At 30.7% G+C, this 17732-nt stretch carries 13 protein-coding genes and 2 pseudogenes; 10 read left to right on the top strand and 5 right to left on the bottom strand.

Annotated elements, in window-relative coordinates; genetic code table 11:
• From G9F74_RS23570 to G9F74_RS23560, 3 genes are all read right to left on the bottom strand, one after another.
• A partial coding sequence (locus G9F74_RS23570; protein ID WP_165406277.1) for a helix-turn-helix domain-containing protein occupies nt 1–252 on the bottom strand: 252 nt, incomplete at its 3' end.
• A gap of 225 nt (nt 253–477) precedes the next feature.
• The gene (locus G9F74_RS23565; protein WP_016107618.1) at nt 478–945 is read right to left on the bottom strand and encodes a CDI toxin immunity protein; all 468 of its coding nucleotides are present in this window, start codon (nt 943–945) and stop codon (nt 478–480) included.
• Entirely contained in the window at nt 935–1438 is a 504-nt protein-coding gene (locus G9F74_RS23560) for a hypothetical protein (protein WP_016107619.1), read from the bottom strand. Before G9F74_RS23560 ends, G9F74_RS23565 begins: the two co-directional genes overlap by 11 nt.
• Nucleotides 1439–3047: 1609 nt before the next feature.
• Between G9F74_RS23560 and G9F74_RS30190 the strand changes: the two are divergent.
• From G9F74_RS30190 to G9F74_RS23530, 5 genes and pseudogenes are all read left to right on the top strand, one after another.
• Nucleotides 3048–3482: pseudogene (locus G9F74_RS30190) on the top strand (DUF5065 family protein).
• Between the two features lie 14 nt (nt 3483–3496).
• Nucleotides 3497–4384 (top strand): hypothetical protein, encoded by an 888-nt coding sequence (locus tag G9F74_RS23545; RefSeq protein WP_165406274.1) that lies wholly within the window; start codon nt 3497–3499, stop codon nt 4382–4384.
• Between the two features lie 21 nt (nt 4385–4405).
• Entirely contained in the window at nt 4406–4888 is a 483-nt protein-coding gene (locus G9F74_RS23540; protein ID WP_098908829.1) for a DUF5065 family protein, read from the top strand.
• 162 nt (nt 4889–5050) lie between these two features.
• Nucleotides 5051–5656 carry a hypothetical protein gene (locus G9F74_RS23535; protein WP_165406273.1) on the top strand — a complete coding sequence of 202 codons (606 nt, stop codon included), beginning with the start codon at nt 5051–5053 and terminating at the stop codon, nt 5654–5656.
• Complete coding sequence (locus G9F74_RS23530; RefSeq protein WP_260408043.1) at nt 5653–7536, top strand: hypothetical protein; 1884 nt, start codon at nt 5653–5655, stop codon at nt 7534–7536. The genes G9F74_RS23535 and G9F74_RS23530 overlap by 4 nt, the downstream gene beginning before the upstream one ends.
• 274 nt (nt 7537–7810) lie before the next feature.
• Here the strand turns inward: G9F74_RS23530 and G9F74_RS23525 are convergent.
• Nucleotides 7811–9062: pseudogene (locus tag G9F74_RS23525) on the bottom strand (right-handed parallel beta-helix repeat-containing protein).
• 917 nt (nt 9063–9979) lie between these two features.
• Here G9F74_RS23525 and G9F74_RS23520 point away from each other — a divergent pair.
• From G9F74_RS23520 to G9F74_RS23505, 4 genes are all read left to right on the top strand, one after another.
• Nucleotides 9980–11002: an RES family NAD+ phosphorylase gene (locus G9F74_RS23520; protein ID WP_165406272.1), complete on the top strand. Its 1023-nt coding sequence runs from the start codon at nt 9980–9982 to the stop codon at nt 11000–11002.
• A gap of 257 nt (nt 11003–11259) precedes the next feature.
• Entirely contained in the window at nt 11260–11994 is a 735-nt protein-coding gene (locus tag G9F74_RS23515; RefSeq protein WP_165406271.1) for an ABC transporter ATP-binding protein, read from the top strand.
• Nucleotides 11995–12691: 697 nt separating this feature from the next.
• The gene (locus G9F74_RS23510; protein ID WP_098164964.1) at nt 12692–13687 is read left to right on the top strand and encodes an RES family NAD+ phosphorylase; all 996 of its coding nucleotides are present in this window, start codon (nt 12692–12694) and stop codon (nt 13685–13687) included.
• Nucleotides 13688–13848: 161 nt separating this feature from the next.
• Nucleotides 13849–14316 (top strand): SLATT domain-containing protein, encoded by a 468-nt coding sequence (locus tag G9F74_RS23505; RefSeq protein WP_098164963.1) that lies wholly within the window; start codon nt 13849–13851, stop codon nt 14314–14316.
• Between the two features lie 497 nt (nt 14317–14813).
• Here G9F74_RS23505 and G9F74_RS23500 read toward each other — a convergent pair whose 3' ends face one another.
• Nucleotides 14814–15974 (bottom strand): FRG domain-containing protein, encoded by a 1161-nt coding sequence (locus G9F74_RS23500; protein WP_165406270.1) that lies wholly within the window; start codon nt 15972–15974, stop codon nt 14814–14816.
• Nucleotides 15975–16423: 449 nt separating this feature from the next.
• Here G9F74_RS23500 and G9F74_RS23495 point away from each other — a divergent pair, with 449 nt between their 5' ends.
• Complete coding sequence (locus tag G9F74_RS23495; protein WP_098164961.1) at nt 16424–17566, top strand: RES family NAD+ phosphorylase; 1143 nt, start codon at nt 16424–16426, stop codon at nt 17564–17566.
• Nucleotides 17567–17732 lie beyond the last annotated feature (166 nt).

Raw genomic sequence — 17732 nt, 5'->3', positions numbered from 1 at the left:
AAGGTTGCGAACAGACGACTGAATCGCAATACTATCCACTTCTTTTAGCCAAACAAACTCTTTCTTCATGGCAGGAAGTTTGGCAGAGCATGTCCCATATGTCAAACCTTTTCCTGTTTCTTTGTATGCATTATCCCATAGAGATAGGAAATGATTGAATACAAAACGAGAACAGCCAATCGTTTTATTGATTAGGGTCGCTTGTGCTTGATTTGGATAAATACGAAATTTATATGCTTTATTGATCATCATTCGTTTCACCCCCATTTCGATATGTGTCTACTATACAACAAACGTACATTCGATAGATAGTAAAGTAACAGTTTATGTATGTCGAACAATTAAGATGGCTTCCTGCCATCCCTTGTTCGAAGCCAATTCATCTCCCACCTACTCACTTTGCGTTCCTTGAGGAAGGAGTCTTCGTGGCTAAAATGATAAATCTAGAAACAAAAAAATTTCTTTGTATGTTGGCTGTTAAATACAGTCTTTTCCAAAACCAATCATGATTTCACCTTCATGGTAAAATTCTATAACAAAATTATTTGGAGAAAAAAGATAAGTGTCGCTACCAACCGCCGTTACATCGTCAATATTACGTAATATATCGTTTAAATTTGCAAAGAGAACAGGAGTAGGTCCAGTACTCCATAGGATATAGACTTTACTTTCCAATGGGATAAGATGAGATATTTGATCCATGGAGTCAATGGTATGTTTAAGGGAAACCTTATTCCAACTGATTCGTCCCCACCATTCAAAAGGATAAGAGTCATTTAATAATTTGTATATTTCTGATCCTCTTTCAGGAGATAATTCTTTAGTTCCAGCACCTAACACGCAGACGCATTCATCATATAAAGCACCATGAGTAGGTTTATGCTTTTTTCTATTTGCTTCAAGAAGTTTTAAGAGTCTTTGAGACCTGCTGTTTTTATTCATCATCCAGTCCACCATAAGGTAAATGAAAATACATGCTAAAATCTTTATAAGGATATAAAAAGCTTTTCATTTCCTGACTAATATCTTCTAGATTCCCATATATATTATCTGCGGCTAAATTAATTTCCTCATTAAAATTATACAGCTGTATATCTACATTATCGAATCCCTCACAGCAATTATTATGTATCAAATCAGATATAAATGGTTGTATTTTCAATACATTTTCTTCATTTATCATAAATTTCTCCCATAACAGTCCTAGTATAATTTTTACGGGTAATTTTTGATCATACGTTCCTTTTATGTTCTTTAATTTAGATACAATATCAACTAACTTATCATTACTGGATAAAGAAACTTCTATAATCTCAATAGAAGGACTATCTAACGTTTCAATTGTATGATCAGCCCACTCAATTACTTCAGTTTTTGAAAATAAACCAATTTGTAATCCTATCCTAAAAACCTCAGCTATTATTTTCATATTAACCATATATATAACTCCTTAGATTTTTTGATAATTATACATCACAGTAACCTAAACCTCAAAAAAGCTATGGCCAGTAGGCAGCAAGCTCAGGGATTTTAAAATCTGGAATCCCTCTACATTGCTATTAAGCTGAAAAATAATATCCTAGGTGAAAATGTAAAAATTCTTTGTTCTGGGGGCATTATAAAATTCTTAAGTTAATGGATCTTTGCATCGTTATCTTCAAGGAATTTGATATCTAAAGAAAGATATTTAGGGTTATTGTAAGGTAAATGAAAGTAACCTGAAAGGATACCAGTTTATTGAACTACTCACCACTTAACGTCCTTACGGACTTTTTGAAGTGGGAGTTCCTGCGAACACCGATGTATCCACCGGTTATCTTAGCAGGCTCTACCCGTAGTCCCTACGGTGGGAACATAAGTATCTTGTACGTTGACTCACCACACTCCCTACTTTAGCTTGGTTTTCGCAACTTCGGCAAGCGTGGGGCGATAGAACGTTGAAGATTTTACGGTTACAACGTTTTTCTGCAACCAACCTCATATCTTCAGTTTTCGAAGAGCAATCTGTACAAGTAAATGATAGCAAACATGTTGGCTTATGCCAACCGACATTCATCTCCCACTTAAAATGGGTGTTTCACACCTTCACATTTTTGAGGAAGGAGTCTTATGGCGGAAAACGATAAAAAAGTATGAAGAAAAATGGAGGGATGAAATCATGTTAAAAAACGTGGAATAGGTTAGTAACTCCTACGATTTTATTGTTTTTTTAGTGAATGATTTAAATTCTTTTCTATGTAATTTAAAAGAATAAATGGTTCCAATGAAGAATTCAAAGGCTTCAAATAATATAAAGAGTTGACGGGAATTCTTTCTATCATTTTTAACTAAATAAATATAGCGCTTATTATCATTTAAATAGTAAACATACATCATCAATAATCTCTATTTGAATACATTCAGGATTAGGACAAGCATTAATGACGTCAGCCTCCCATTCGCTAACGGTAGTGAATTTTTTTATTTAAATTATGCTGAGAGCAGTTAGTGTATTTGTGACTATGAATATTTTTCACTGCTAGCATAAAAAGATTTGTATGTTCCATAAATTAATACCACTTTATATTATGAATACAATCTGACAAACGATAATAATTACCTTTAAATGTTATAAATAAAAAATATTACAAAAAAATAATTTATATTCCTTAATTGTGATATAATGGGATTGTTCTGTAGAGGGGCTCTTGTAATGCTAATCAAATTTTTCAGATCAGAACACATTTAAATGTTTTAGAGGGAGGTTTATATTTTTACAACACAGAGATTTTTTTAATTTGGAAAATGATCATGTTGATGAAGAATTGGTAATAAACATGAAAGTTTTTTTAGACATTTCGCCCCAGCAATACAAGGGATTAATGTTGGCCTAGAAGGTGGGCAAATGCACAAAATAAAATTTTAAAAAGCATTTTTATGAAAGAAATTTTTCAAATCATAAAAAGGGTATCACGTTATTACTTCACATCCTGTAGTAGGTAATTCATTTAAATCCTGGGGATGTCGGTAAATTTCTACCAATTAAAAAATTTGGGAGAAAATAACAAATCAAGTCATTTAAAGCCATTGTGTTAGTTGGAGCATTAGCAATTGGGGGAATTACAATTGCAGAATTTTCACAGCCAACCAAAACAGCAGCAGCTGTGTCAGATGCTTGGGGAATTAGCACGGTTTACGAGTTAGCAAATGTTGCAATATCTTAGGAGTACAGCTTAGGACTTAGTTCAAGTTTCAAATTGGGAGATACACTTTGTATTGCTGACAGTGAATTTGTTGGTGTATTAACTAACGAATGCAAAATTTTCAAAATTGAAGCAGATGGTTCGTTGTCATGTTATAAAACAATTACTCCAAAAGTAACAGCTGATACTCACGTATGGGAGACAACATTCACTTCTGATTACACAAAAGGTAATTATGTAGCTATCGTTAAAATTGACAACCATTTTTCAAGCACAAAATCTTTCACTTATAACGGTTAATAGGAGGATTTCAAATGAAAACATTTGGAAAAGTAATATTGACAGGTACGTTAGCTCTTAGTGGTTTAACCATCACTGAGTTAGCTCAACCAACATCGTCAGCAAAAGCAGAAGTTATTAGTGTGTGGTATGACGATTCCAATTTTTACGATGAAGGCACATGGAAGTTAAACGGTTCGATATTCAGTGACCACATGGAAGTTAAGAAAGGCGATGTATTAACACACACGGTCAAGATGACTAATAATACAAACAAAGCCACGGTCGGTCAAGTTCGATTAGCAGTTGATTCGTCTAGCGGGACGGTTTATTCACCAGTTCAAACAACAAAAGCTGATGGAACAGCAACTGTTACTTTAACACTACCGTTTATGAATCAAAACACTGGCTATAAGGTTATAGTTGAATATAAAAAATCAGATGGAACATGGTCAAAAATTACAGACATTCCTTTCTTTGTTCAAGGAACAGACATTGATTATGTTGGCGACGGTGTGTTACATAGTGAAAGCGTCAGAAGTATTGATGTAGGTTATTCAAGTTCAGCTATTAATATATTGAAAGCAAAAATGGTTGTAGTAACAAGTGACGACCCAGATATTACTGATTATCAACCACGTTATACAATTCAAGATAATACAGGGAAAATTGTTCAACAAGGACCTTTAAGCAAACATGTTTATACCGATACAACAAGTTCTTATGGACAAGGAACTAGTAGCACAAGCATTAATGTAAGCAAATTAGCAGTTGGTGGGTATCGAATTAAAATCTATCAACCAATTATTGATAGAGAGCTAAGCTCAATTCCTGTGAATCCTAGATTTCCAACTATGGAAGCACATTTTGACATCAAGGCTGACCGCACGGTTTACAATTTCATTACAGGACCAATCAAATAATTTAAATTGGAGGAAATTCTTATGAAAAAATTAGCTACAATTGTACTAACAGGAGCTCTAACTTTAGGAGCATTAGCAACAACAGAACTTATTAAACCATCAACTCAAGCAGCAGCAGCAACAAAAGCAAGTGATCCATTAAACGATGAGTGGGGAATTACGAATACACACATTTTATATGAATTCATTAGTCCGTTCACAGCTAATCTAGCTTCTCAAATACAGAATGGGTATGACTTTAATAATAAATTCCATATGGAATTAGCATCAACTCCTTCTCGTCCAGGAACGCCCGACGACCAAGTGAAAATCTTCCGAGTTCTACAAGACGGTTCTTTGGCTAGATACCTTACAATGAATCCTACATACAAGGAAAAAAATGGTGTTATATATCAAAACTGGGACACGACAATTAACGCAGCTTATCCACCAGGATTTTATGTTATCATTGGCTACATTAATGGTAAACACATGAAGAGCGAAATTATGCCGTTTAATCAATAATAAAAGCTCCCTTTTGGGAGTTTTTATTTATGTATCGAATGTTAATATTCAATACATTTTAATGGAAAGTATCATTCAATAGAATTATATATTACACTTAATTTATAAACGGAAAATCAACGATTAAGGAAGATTGTCTTTATATTTTTTGGAGGGTTATCTGTGTCAAAAATTCAGCCTGAAAAGTATTATGAAGCTTGTATTACTCATCATTTAGTTAATTATTTTCAATTTACATTAGATAAAAAAATTTATCCTTTTAGTATTAGTCAAATTGAAGAAAAATTGGAAGGATACGATTTTGGTTATGAAATATCAGAAAAATCATTTTTTATACAATATAAAAGACCTTACAGAGTGATTCCTGAAGATACATATTATTGGAAGATTGACATAGAGCAATTGCGGACAATAAATAGCAAAGTAGATGGTATTAATACATATTATGCACTACCCTCCTTCGGAGATAGCGCAGGTTGGTATGAGGCTTTAGAGAATACATTCTTCATCAATGCTCTCAGTTTGGAAGCCCAAATAAAAAAAATAAGTAGAGGGAAGAATGTAAAAACGATTTCAATAAACTCTGAGAAAATAAGATTAGATAATTGGAAGAAAATGAGTCGGATTTTTACGACACATTTAAATAATGTGGTCATGACTAAAATAGATGTTAATGAGGATTTTGATCTTGTATTAAATTCAATTCATGAACTAGATGAAGATACTAAAAGTTCTACATGGATGTATATTTTGGAGGAAGATAAATGAAGTATGAAAACTTCGAAGTTTTAGGTAGTTATAGCGTAAGAGATGGTGGTTATATAAATTTTTCTATGGGTAAAAATTTAGAGTTAGGTACAGAAATAAACACTTATATACATGAATTGTTTCATATGCATCTTACCAACTGCTCAAACTTGGGCTTCTTACTACTCTTATTTGAAAGAGAGTGTAGCTTCGCGTTAGAGGCTCAAGATGAATTACATTATAATAAGATTCGAGAGTTATCGGAAATGATTTTTAATCGAACAATAGATGTTCAAGAGGTATATGCGAATAATCAGGAATTACTTTGGATTGAAGATAAATTTGATTCGCATTTTAAAAGAAAATCTTTTGAGCTTAAGCCAAAAAAATATCAAGACTACTGCAATGAAATGAGTGTTATCACAAATCATGAAATTTTAAATAACAGAGAAAAAAGTTATTGGATTGAGAAAATATGTCTACATGCATTGAATACCCAAATCTCTTCAGACGAGTTTCTTAATGCTTTAAAGTCTAGGCAGAAGTTGAAAGAATATTTTTCTGAAGAAAATCATCCAAATAATAGACTTCATAACGCTTTGGAGAAATACTCGAGAAATGAAAATTTTGAGGAAGCTGTTGAAATAAATCTTCATAAATTTTTTTCTAAAATAAAAGAGTTAGGTATAATAAAGCATTTTAATTTAAAGCTACCCGGATGGGATCAAATAGCAACTATCATGAACAATAAAGATATCTTAAATCAAATAAATATAAAAGAATTTAGTGAGTTAACCCAAAAAAGAATGGATGAGAAAATAAAATTATTTGACTTTTACAATCTGCAGGTCGATAAGGTTGATGACATATCTAATCATCTAGATTTTGGTGTTTTTGCTATTAAAAATTGTGAAGATCTCACTAATAAAGAGAACTTTTATTTTATTACGGAAACGTTCATAGGTACCATCCCATCATATGTAAGTGACGAAGCTCCGTATCATTTTTTGAACAATCCTGAAATTAAAGTTATTGGTATTTCAAGTAATGAATTTGATGTAATTAATATGAAACCTAGCTATATAGATGTTAAGGACACTCCAGTTGTTGTGTTAGTAGAAAGTTATACAGATGCTAAAGAGATAATTAATAAGATTTTAATAGAAGGTGAGTTATACATAGGGGATCTTTATGATCAAAGCATGAACAATTTTTCTACATTTTTGTTTTTTAGGGAAAGAACTGAACCAAAAATCATTTTTATTTTTCCTACGTTAAAAAAATTATCGATTAGGTTAATAAAGGAATTAGGGATAGAGAATGGGTTAGCATATTCAAAGAATGAGCAATTCATAAAAGTTATGTCAGTATTTGGAAAAGAAGTGGAAGTATTGAAATTTGCTAAATGGATATTTAGCTTTATTATGAAAAGTAGCTGTAGATTTACAGCATTAGAAGATCCCGTAACTAAAATGAGCTTTGATTTAACTAGATTGTTAATTAATGTTGTTATGAAAATCAGAATCCCAGATTATTATAATAAGTGGGCAGCTCTTCCAACAAAAAAAACTGTTGGGGAACCGTATTATGCTTTGATGGAATTTGATAACGAAGATAATACAGGAGCTTTTAAAGCAATAAATGAAAAGACAATAATTTTCTTCTATAATAAAAGTGATGCTTTGAATTATAAAAAATCTTTACTTAAAAAAAATTCAGATTCTCATAACTTAGATGTAGTAGGGATAGACAGGCATTATTGGAATGCAGCTAAAAATCATTTTTCAGATATACATTTAAATATTTTTATCTGTTATGATGCAAGAGGAAATATAGGGGAATTAAAAGATTTACAAGAGTTAGATGGTATTATAAATAAATCATATAAAGTTGAATTATAACAGAAATGGACTGTGAACGGTTAGTCATTCAAGAATCTGATCCGTTACACCGTAAAGCGTAGGATTTGCGGTTTTAGCCGTGGGAATGTCAAAAGCTATAAGTAGTTTAACCATAAGACATTTAATATTTTTTGATAACAAAAAGGACTCGATTATGAGTCCTTTTGTTTGTTGCATTTGTGTATTGATTACTTACAAAGCAAACATTATTAACTTAAATCTCTACTGTTTTGTACTCATGTACGCTTTCTCCTAACTCAATTCTTATTTATATTTACTGTGAAGGAAGGAGTAATTTGCTAAATATACTATGTTGTTCATCTCCTTCTTGATTTATACTTGCTTGATAAGAGAAAAATACTTTATACGTTTTTCTTTTCCATTGCCACAAACCATTACTTTGATCGAATTCACCATAGTAATGATTGTAATCAAGTTTATTTCTGGTGTTTTTATTAAAATTATTGCTAATAAAAATACGGCTATTACTTGCATAGATGTGGTTATTGGTAATTACATTGTTGCGGGTATCGTAATTTAATTCGATTTGTCCAATCTCTTAATCTTTTGTGTGATTTTTATAAATAATATTGTTCGTGATCGTGTTATTTTCGGCATATCCTTGCTGGTTGTCATATCCACCAATTGCAATTCCGCTCATTATATTATTGGAGATAGTATCGTCCCTAACAGTAATTTGGCTTGCACTTTTTCCTGTATGTTCGCTTGCTACTTTAATACCGAGGTCATTTTCGTAGCTTTGATTTTGCTCAATGATAATTTCCTTCCCCCATCCACGTAAATACCATCAGGTGAATATTCATTATAACTAGTATTATTGAAAGGTGAATTGTGATGAACGATTTTCTTACGAACAATTCCATTCCGTACTTGATCTAAAGCCGCTACTGGAGATACTCCTTCATGTCCAATCAGAACAATCCCGATGTTGTTATTATCATGTACTTTGTTATTGGTAACCTCAAAAGAATCTACATTCCCATTCACAGCAATACCGTGTGCGTTTCCATTCTTTACATTCGTTTCAATGTGCTGGATATAATTATTTCTAATCTCGATATAGCCCCCCATTCCAGTAATATAAATGCCGATAGGGGTTTCGTTAGCTTTCGTTGATTTTAAATCGCGAAGTTCTACCCCTTTTACATGAATATAATTTTGTCTTCTATTGTAAATAACCCATCATCCTCTAACTTGACAGTAGAACCATCAAGAATTACCTTTTCATCCTGGTAATTTTGAAAAGTAATCGGTGCTCCTGAGGCTCCAGAATGAGTTACACGTACTTTTTGGTTATAAACTCCGCCTCTTATGTAGATTGTGCTTCCTTCTTTGGCGACGTTTGCAGCTTTTTGAATAGTAGCAAACTGTTGATCTAATGTGCCGGGATTGAGGTCACTTCCTGTCGGAGATACATAGTAATCAGTTCCAGATGTAATATTGTTATTGGATTGTGCAAAAGCTGGTGCTGGAAGTGTAAAAATTAACATACTTAATGAAAGCATCAAGATAAAACAAGACTTTTTTTATGATAGAGTAATTGCTTGATATTTCATCATTATTCTTCTCCTTTTTTAACGCTTTCCTTCTCAACTATATAGTTAAAACCGATGATTTGTATATTGTATTAATAAAAATATTTAATTTGAACTTTTAAAAGATATTAGATTTTTATTGTTTTTCACATAGGTCTTTTAGTTAGAGTGCAGGAAAATGAATTATTGTAGTGGAAAGATGGTGTTTCTTTTTAACTTGAAATTAAATATTTAATATTGCTTGTTAGGAGGGATAAGTACGCAGCACAATCTTTTCGAGATTTGTTAATCTTATTAAATACTTCTCTTTGTTTATCGAGGCAAAAAAGAAATTTATAAAGGTTGTTTATGATAAAGAGATATCAAAATTTAAAGCAGAAGACAGAAAACTATTAGAAGAGGAAAATATAATTATAAAAATGGATAAATTCATAAATAATTTTCAAAATGCAAGGGATATACAAAAACAAATGAAACATTTACTAGCTTATCCATTGGTCCAGAGACTTTAAATCAAATTGTATAAAATATTCTTTAGTTAAATTGTGGTCAAAATTTAAGGGCTTTGAGTGCTATTTGCATGGGTCTATTCTTAAGTTATTATATAAATAAAAAGGTTAGCCTTTTTTAGCTAACCTCTTTTGAATATAGATTAAATTTCACATATGTAATCATAGAATTGATGAAACACATTCATAGTATAAACGTAATTGTGACTGTTATATGTGAGAGGAAACTTATATTGAAAGAATAGAGGCGAAAGCCCATATAAAGTCTTTAGGAATTGTTAATAATCAAAAATAAATTTACACTAAATCCGTGTGTAACCCAAAATTAAAATTTTAAAGGGTTGTATATACATAGAGAATATACAGGAGGAAATTAAAATGAATTACTGTTGTTTAACTTGTATTCAAGATCCATTTTTAAAACAAATTATTAGAAGTGGTAATCAAACTGGGATATGTAGTTATTGTGAAAATGAAAATGTTCTTGTTACAGAAATATCCAATATAGCATCTAAATTTAAGATTTTCTTTGGTAAATATTATGTTGAATCGATGGATAATGGAGATCCACTTTTTCATTTAATTACTGCTGAATGGAAAAGAATATTTCTTGAAGTATTACCAGGGGATAAAAAACTTTGTCTATTTAATGACATAATGAAATCCCTAAATCCTGAATGGAATAATCAAACCTTATACAAAAGAGCTGTTGAAATGAGCGAAGAGATTCAAGATATTGATATTTGGGAAGAGTTTAAGAATGAATTAAAGCATGATAATCGATTTTTTATAAAACAAGATTTAAAAGAACAACTTTCTAGAATAATTCATAGTAATAAGTATTCATTATTCATAGGAAACATATTTTATCGTGGTAGATTTGGAGCACATTCTATCGATAGGATGAGTGCTCCACCTGCTCAATTGGCAACTTCTGGACGTGCCAATCCTAGAGGAATATCTTATTTATATACTGCTATTGATAGAGATACATGTATAGCAGAGTTAAGGCCATACAAAGACGCTCAAATTACTATAGCTACTTTAAGAACAAAAAGGCCATTACATTTAATTCGATTAAATGTAGCTAAAATTTTTATTTCTCCGTTCCAATTTGAAGGTGATTTATTTGAGGGAGTCAGAGCTTATATCCTATATCAAATTTTAGTAAGGGACCTTGCAAAACCTGTAAACCCAGATATCTGGGAGCTAGACTACCTTCCTACTCAATATCTTGCGGAATTAATAAAGCATCTTGGTTATGATGGATTCTTTTTTAAAAGTTCCTTAGGCCAAAATGATAATTATGTATTTTTCGATAAAGATTGTGTTGAAGTTGAGGGTACGGAAGTATTTCAAGTTAATGATATACAATATAAGATAAACAGGATTATCAATTAAAATTTTATTTGATGTAAAAATAGGCGGATTTTCACTTTATGCTTTTGGATTTCTCTTCAAACGAAAACAGATTAAGATTACAGTGTTATAGAAAATAAAGACTTGAACTGCATAAAAAGGTATATTGTAGTTTTTAGTATTTTTTAGTGGAGAAACATTCTTCATTATAGTTGAAAACTATCGAACGTATACTCCGTCTATAGTGATATTGTGTTAATATATTAAAGAAATATTATTATTATTAAGGGGGCAAGGGTTTGAACAATTCTGTCAATCAAAATGAACAAATATTAGACCAGGTAAAAAAAATGATGCTGGAACAACAGGTTTCAGAGTTGGGTAATTCACTTTCAAATACCATCAGCTTTTTCTCAATGGTTTTAGCCATTGGCGCAATTTTTTTTGCTGTATTAATTGTTGTTATCTCTTGGTGGCTGAACCGTTTATTTAATGAAAAATTAAAAAACGTAGAAGCCATTGAAACTAGGGTGAAAAGTGATTTAAGAGAAATAAAACAAATAAAAAGAGAGAATGATAAAAAATTCTCAGAATCACAAGATATGTACAATGATATTCAAAATTCAAAACAAAAATTGGATATAATGCTGGAGGAAAATAAGAAATTTAAAATATGGAATGAGTATTTAGAAGAGAAAATCAAAATAGTAGAAAAAAGAGCAGATTTTATGGAGCTAGCTCATGAAATAGAAGAAAAAATCAAGAAAGTTACTCGGGATGATATTGTAAAATTCTATACTGATTTAGCCGAAGGAGAACCTGAAGAACAGTTTAATTTCCAGATGAACTATTATCTTGAAGCGCGAGAAGCGTTTTTGAGTCTGAATAATAATTCATACGAATGTTACGATTTCGAAGAAGATAAAAACCAAGATGAAGACACTGTAGCTTTCCCATCGGACGAAATTAGACACAATTATGCTGAAGCAAAGGGTTTTTTGGAAGAATTAAATCAAATATTGAAGAGTACGTGACTGAGTATCATATTATTTTATAATTTGATACTCAGATTTAGCTTGGTGAGAGGGGAGCTACAATGTAGCTCTCATTTATTTAACTTCATAAATTTCTACTTGCTTTTCCATGTACTTCTAACCTCAATATATCTTCTATTAATTGCAAGCATATCTCTTAGTAGTTCAGGTGATTCATTAAATGAACTACTAAGATAAAAACAATTTGTCTACTAGAAAATATAGTAGAAGTATAATAATGTAAATCTTAAAAAGATAAATTTTAACCAATGTATAATTAATTTAAAGGTTTACGAATTAACGAAAGTATATAACATTTTAAAAATAAAATATGCTAAATATTAATATTTATAAGCTTCTAGAAAATTCATATACTATCTAAGGGGCTATTTTTATGCATAAATCTTATTTAGTCCTATCTTGTATATAGCAAATACTAAGATTTAGAATGCCATAAAAAAATGTGGACATAGGGACTTTTCCATAACCTTGAATATTGCCTTATGGGAAGTAAAACCATTGAAATAAAGCAGGTTTTACTACATTCAGTTTGATTTTAAACTTATTAATATCCCCTTACATTGTTATTAAAAACTATGTATATTATTAATTATTGTCAATTAATTGAAAATGTATATTTAGTCGGATTATTTATAAATAGGTATTGAATATTCATGTGGAAAGGAGTGGGTTGTTAATGAATAAAACGAAACAAAAATATTTAGAAAAAGCACAGGATTTATTAAAATACTGTGTAACTTGTCAGCCTTATGAAGGTGGAGATTACATATGGGTATTAGGAGAAGAAACAACAGTCGATGAAATATTTGACGAAATAAATTGCCCGGAAAGATATAGAGATGAGATCGCAGAACATTTAGTTTGTGACAATTGTAGTGCTGACATAACTTCAAGGTATGATACCGTTGGAAAGGAGGACCGGTATGAAATAGAATTACAAGATTTTGTAAAAAAATCTTTGAAGGAATATGGAAAAGAATTGCTTGATTTTTATCATTTCCTTGAACAATATCCATCCTTAGGACAAAGTACAGTATTGGGAAGAAAATTATTTAAAGAAATAAATGCTGGGCAGTTACCTGTAATTGCAGTGAAAAATAAAGAGTGGATAAGAGTTAGAGATGTAACAAGTTCTAAAATTTTAGGTGAAGAAGATATGAAAGCACCCCCTTTAGGCCTGTCATCAGATGGAAGGTATAATCATGCTGGACAGAGTAACCTGTATTTAGCAATAGATGAAGAAACGGCTGTTAGGGAAGTTATCGGGGAAGATAAGTCTTGCATAATCTGGAGACAGAAGTTTTTGATAAAAAGCCTTGAAAATATTCTAGATTTAAAACATGAGTGGACAAGCTTAAACACAACCTTGAATTCCATTTTCATTGCATTACTTAGTAGTGAGATCTTAGAGAAGAAAGTTCTGCAAAGAGGGAGTACATGGAAACCAGAGTATTTCATAACTCAATTTATTGGGGATTGTGCAAGGTATGCTGGTTATTCTGGTATTAGATATAATTCTACTAAGAAAACTGGTGAAAATTTAGTAGTATTTGATCCACAGTTTTTAATAGAAAAACAACATATAATTCACTTAGAGCAACCACAGGTTATAACTTATAATCCTAAGGAAGAAGAGGAATACATTTGGAATTTTGATGACTTACCCTTTTAAAGAGAATACTTTATTTAAAGGTATTAATGCAACAACTAAAGATATAATAAAAGGTGTCTTTTTTCATTTAATTTATAAAAAGAAATTAGTGAAATAGAAATAAAGAATAATTATAATTAAAGATATAACAATTATAGAATTAGAGAGAGGATTAACATTTTATGGATAAACAAAGAAAATTAGATTTTTTAACTAAAGAAATAAACAGTAATATTGATTTCTTTGAAGAGAGAAGAGTGAAAAATAAAAAGAAAGCATTTAGACTTAAAATGTTTTCAATTTTTGCATCGGCTCTTATTACTCTTCTTTTGGGATTAAAAACTTTCCAAAATAGTTATATAACAGATTTCACTCTATTGTTATCTGTTTTGATTACAGTATTCAATGGCATAGATGGATTCTATAATCATAAAGAGCTTTGGACAAAAGATGTAATAACACTTTCTAGGTTAAGAGAATTAAAGAGGGAAATTGAATTCTTTGCGGCAGGCGAAGTGAGTGAGGGTCTTTCAATAGAAGAACTTATTAGTTACAAAGAAAAACTTCAGAATATCTGTAACGAAGATGTGATTACGTGGTCTAATCTTAAAGAAGAACAGGGCTCAACAAAGGTTAATTCTGGGGATTAAGGTATTAAGAATATATTGCTTATCAGTTTAGAGTAAGTGATTTTGAAAAGTTCTAATGTGGTTCTGGTAGTGGATACGTGCTTTTTACGGTAAAACTACATATTAAAAAATAATTTATAGCTTTTGTGTCCAAATTGAAATAGAAGAAATAAATAATGTTATAAATACTAAATAAAAAACACACCTGTTGATTCTCTAATAAAGTTTATTATTTTGAAATTAATTTATGTTCTAGAAGATAACACAAAACGTATTCGGTAGAATTCTGCAAAACAGATCAGGTAATATATTTTCCGTTCTTCTGTAATGATTTATAAAGGGAGGCATACATTTGCACTAAATGCAGGTTTATGCTTCCCTTTATTGATGATCAGATATATAGGGGTGACGTAATGTTTTCTGTTGAAACTAATACTTAAAAAATAGGTTTTAAATAACGCATAATAAAATAAATTTGGCGGATTACTATAAAATTTAAAAACTATAATTTGTGAGTTTTATGAAAAATCATAATCAGCTATGTCCTTTAATGCTTCTGGAAATTCTTTTTTTAGCTCAAGTAAAGCCTTATAAAATGGGTCTTGTTCTTTAGGAGGGAACAAATCAGTAGGATTGTAAAGTTCCGAATTAGTAAAATTCTCTCCGATTTTTAAAATGCCAATAATATGCGCAGCAGCCTCATTTACATAATGTGATAAGAAAAAGGGTAGAGCACAAGATTGTTTTATCGGTCTAACGGGAGTCATATGCTTAAATGCATTAATCGATGAAATTAAATCTCTGGTTTTCATGAGTTTTGGAGATTTGAACCTGAGTAAGTAAATAATGCCCTTATTTTCATTTGCAATGCTTGTATAAGTAGACTTTTCATCATCTATTTGTGTGTATTTATTTGTAGCAAAAAAAAGAGCAGTTTTCAAATCAAAAGTAACATCTAATCCAACAGTTTGAAGACCGTAGTGTTGTTCGATTAGAGGTTGTTCATTTCCGATGCTTAATTTTTGGTTGTATCGACTTGCAAATTCTTGGCTTTCAGAATCTGGGAAATCCTCTAAGTTTGAATCAAAGTGGAGACCATACCGTTCAAAATTTCTTTTTCTTAATTCTGGTACATCAATACCGTGAAAGTGTAGTCTATCACTGATACACGAATTTTCTAAAAAGCTAGTTGGTTTATCCATTGGCCGTTTTATAGAAACATAATTACTCTCTATTAGGAATTTTCTCCAAAACCCTGGAAGTAATAAAGTTTCATGTCCTTTTTTATCAGAAAAGAAAGGATGCGGGAAAGGTCTTTGGGATGAAAAATGTTGATTTTGGCCCCGGAAGCAAATGTCATCGGTTATTCTTTTGTAAATAGGTAATTCCAAAACTTCTTTTGCATCTTTATAGGAATTAATCTCATAAATAGGGATGTTCCTCAGAAATGATTTATGTACGGTAGCCCCTTTTAATATGGACAAAAAATAACTATAGTGCATTTGGCCAGTTGGTCCATAATATCCATCATGTACAGTATCTCCCCATAGGAAGTATCCAGAATCTAGAATTTGGTGGATAGCATCATCTTTAATTTTGTCATTTTTAAGTTTTCTAGCAAGTGCCTCTTGATTTTTATTAAAGTAATCTGCAAAAGTAATGTTAAAATCTGTTAGCATTATTATTGGTGCCCCCTTGAATTTTAAAAAGGTATATTTTTACTGTTCAATACTATCATAGAAATTATCATTATTTCTATAGTATAAGATCACTGCATTATAGAGTCAGTGGCTTAAAAATTAAAAAGAGCACTTTTGAAAAGTGCTCTTTTTAAGATTTGCATTAGGACTTGAAAGAGGCTTCAGTGACAATTTAGAAGGAGATATCCCGATACAACATATGGAGATGCTATGGAAAGGTGATAATAAATAGAGTAGTTTAGAATGAACTAATTGCTCAGCCCGAGGAGAATATAGTATTGACGAATCTTAGGTGTAACATTCAATAGTAGATATATTGCAATAAGATGCATAAAATAATAATTATGTATATCAATAATCTATTTGTATTAAGTATGAATGAATATGGTTACGAATTACTATAGTATAAGAAAGGATGTCTGTATATAGTGAAATGGTGTTGTCCGAAATGTTTTAATGATGATTTTATAAAAGGTATAATTATTGAGAATAGTAGCGTAGGAGACTGTTGTTATTGTAAGAGAAGATCACAAAGTGTAGTTCAGGTAAATAAATTAAAACCATATTTTGAGCGTTTCTTTCAAATTTATGAATTTGAACAGGAGGGTGTTCATTTTGCTCATTATAATCCAGGTTATTTAGTTTTTGGAGAAGACTTTTTAGAAGAAATAGTATTGAATGATTGTTTTCCGTTACATTACTTATTGCAAGAAGATTGGAATATATTCTCTGCTTCACTTACAGAAAATGTAATTAAAGAACTTGTGGAAGATATTCTAAAGGGATATAAAATACCTTACTTAGATAGGATGTTTTCTTCTTCAATTAAATTTGGTCGTTTTTATGAAAATGAAATGTATTATGAGGATAAGAAGGATATTTGGTCGAGGTTTAGTAAGGAAATTAAAAATGTAAATAGATTTTTTATGCAAAATTCATTACAGGGAGAAATAGTCGATTTAATTAAACAAAAGGAAATTATTATTCATGAAGATAGGAAATTTTTTAGGGCTAGAATTGGATATGAAGAAGAGGACAATAAAATTTTTCCTTATGGAAAAGATAAGATGGGTAAGCCTTCAGCCCAACTTAGTAGTAATGGACGAGCGAATCCAAGAGGAATTTCTTACTTATATTCTGCATCAGACGAAGATACTGCTATTTCTGAAGTTAGACCCTGGAAAAGTGCAATTGTGTCAGTGATTAAATTGATCCCAAAACGGTCGTTAAGTGTTATTGATCTTACATTAACAAATTTATCATCTCCATTTCATTCTAATAATCTTAGAATGGATATGGAGTTAATAAGATTATTAGAATCTCTAAGTAACGAGTTTTCTAAACCAGTAAGTCCTTTTGATGGAGATATAGATTATTTACCTACTCAATATATAGCTGAGTTAATAAAAATTGAAAATTTTGACGGTTTTAAGTTTAGAAGTTCTCTTGCAGATGGAGATAATTATGTTTTCTTTAATGAAGAAGATTTTGAGTTTATGGAGACTTCAGCACACATTATTGAGAACATTATAGTAAAACAAAGCCCATTAAATCATAAAAACATTTTATAATTTAATGATTAGATTTCAACGGCAACTCTATAAAATAGTTAATAGAGGTATACTTTCAAAATATTGATTCTAATCTAATGACTTGTAAAAAGTATAATTGAGTTAATCTGTTTTAAATTAATTGTTATTTTATGTTTTATACTGACAAAAAAACACGATTGTTGTA

It is taken from the genome of Bacillus sp. EKM202B, assembly GCF_011066025.1.
Taxonomy (GTDB): domain Bacteria; phylum Bacillota; class Bacilli; order Bacillales; family Bacillaceae_G; genus Bacillus_A; species Bacillus_A toyonensis.
The sequence above is the reverse complement of the archived record's forward strand: the minus strand, read 5'-3'. Positions and strand labels throughout refer to the sequence as shown.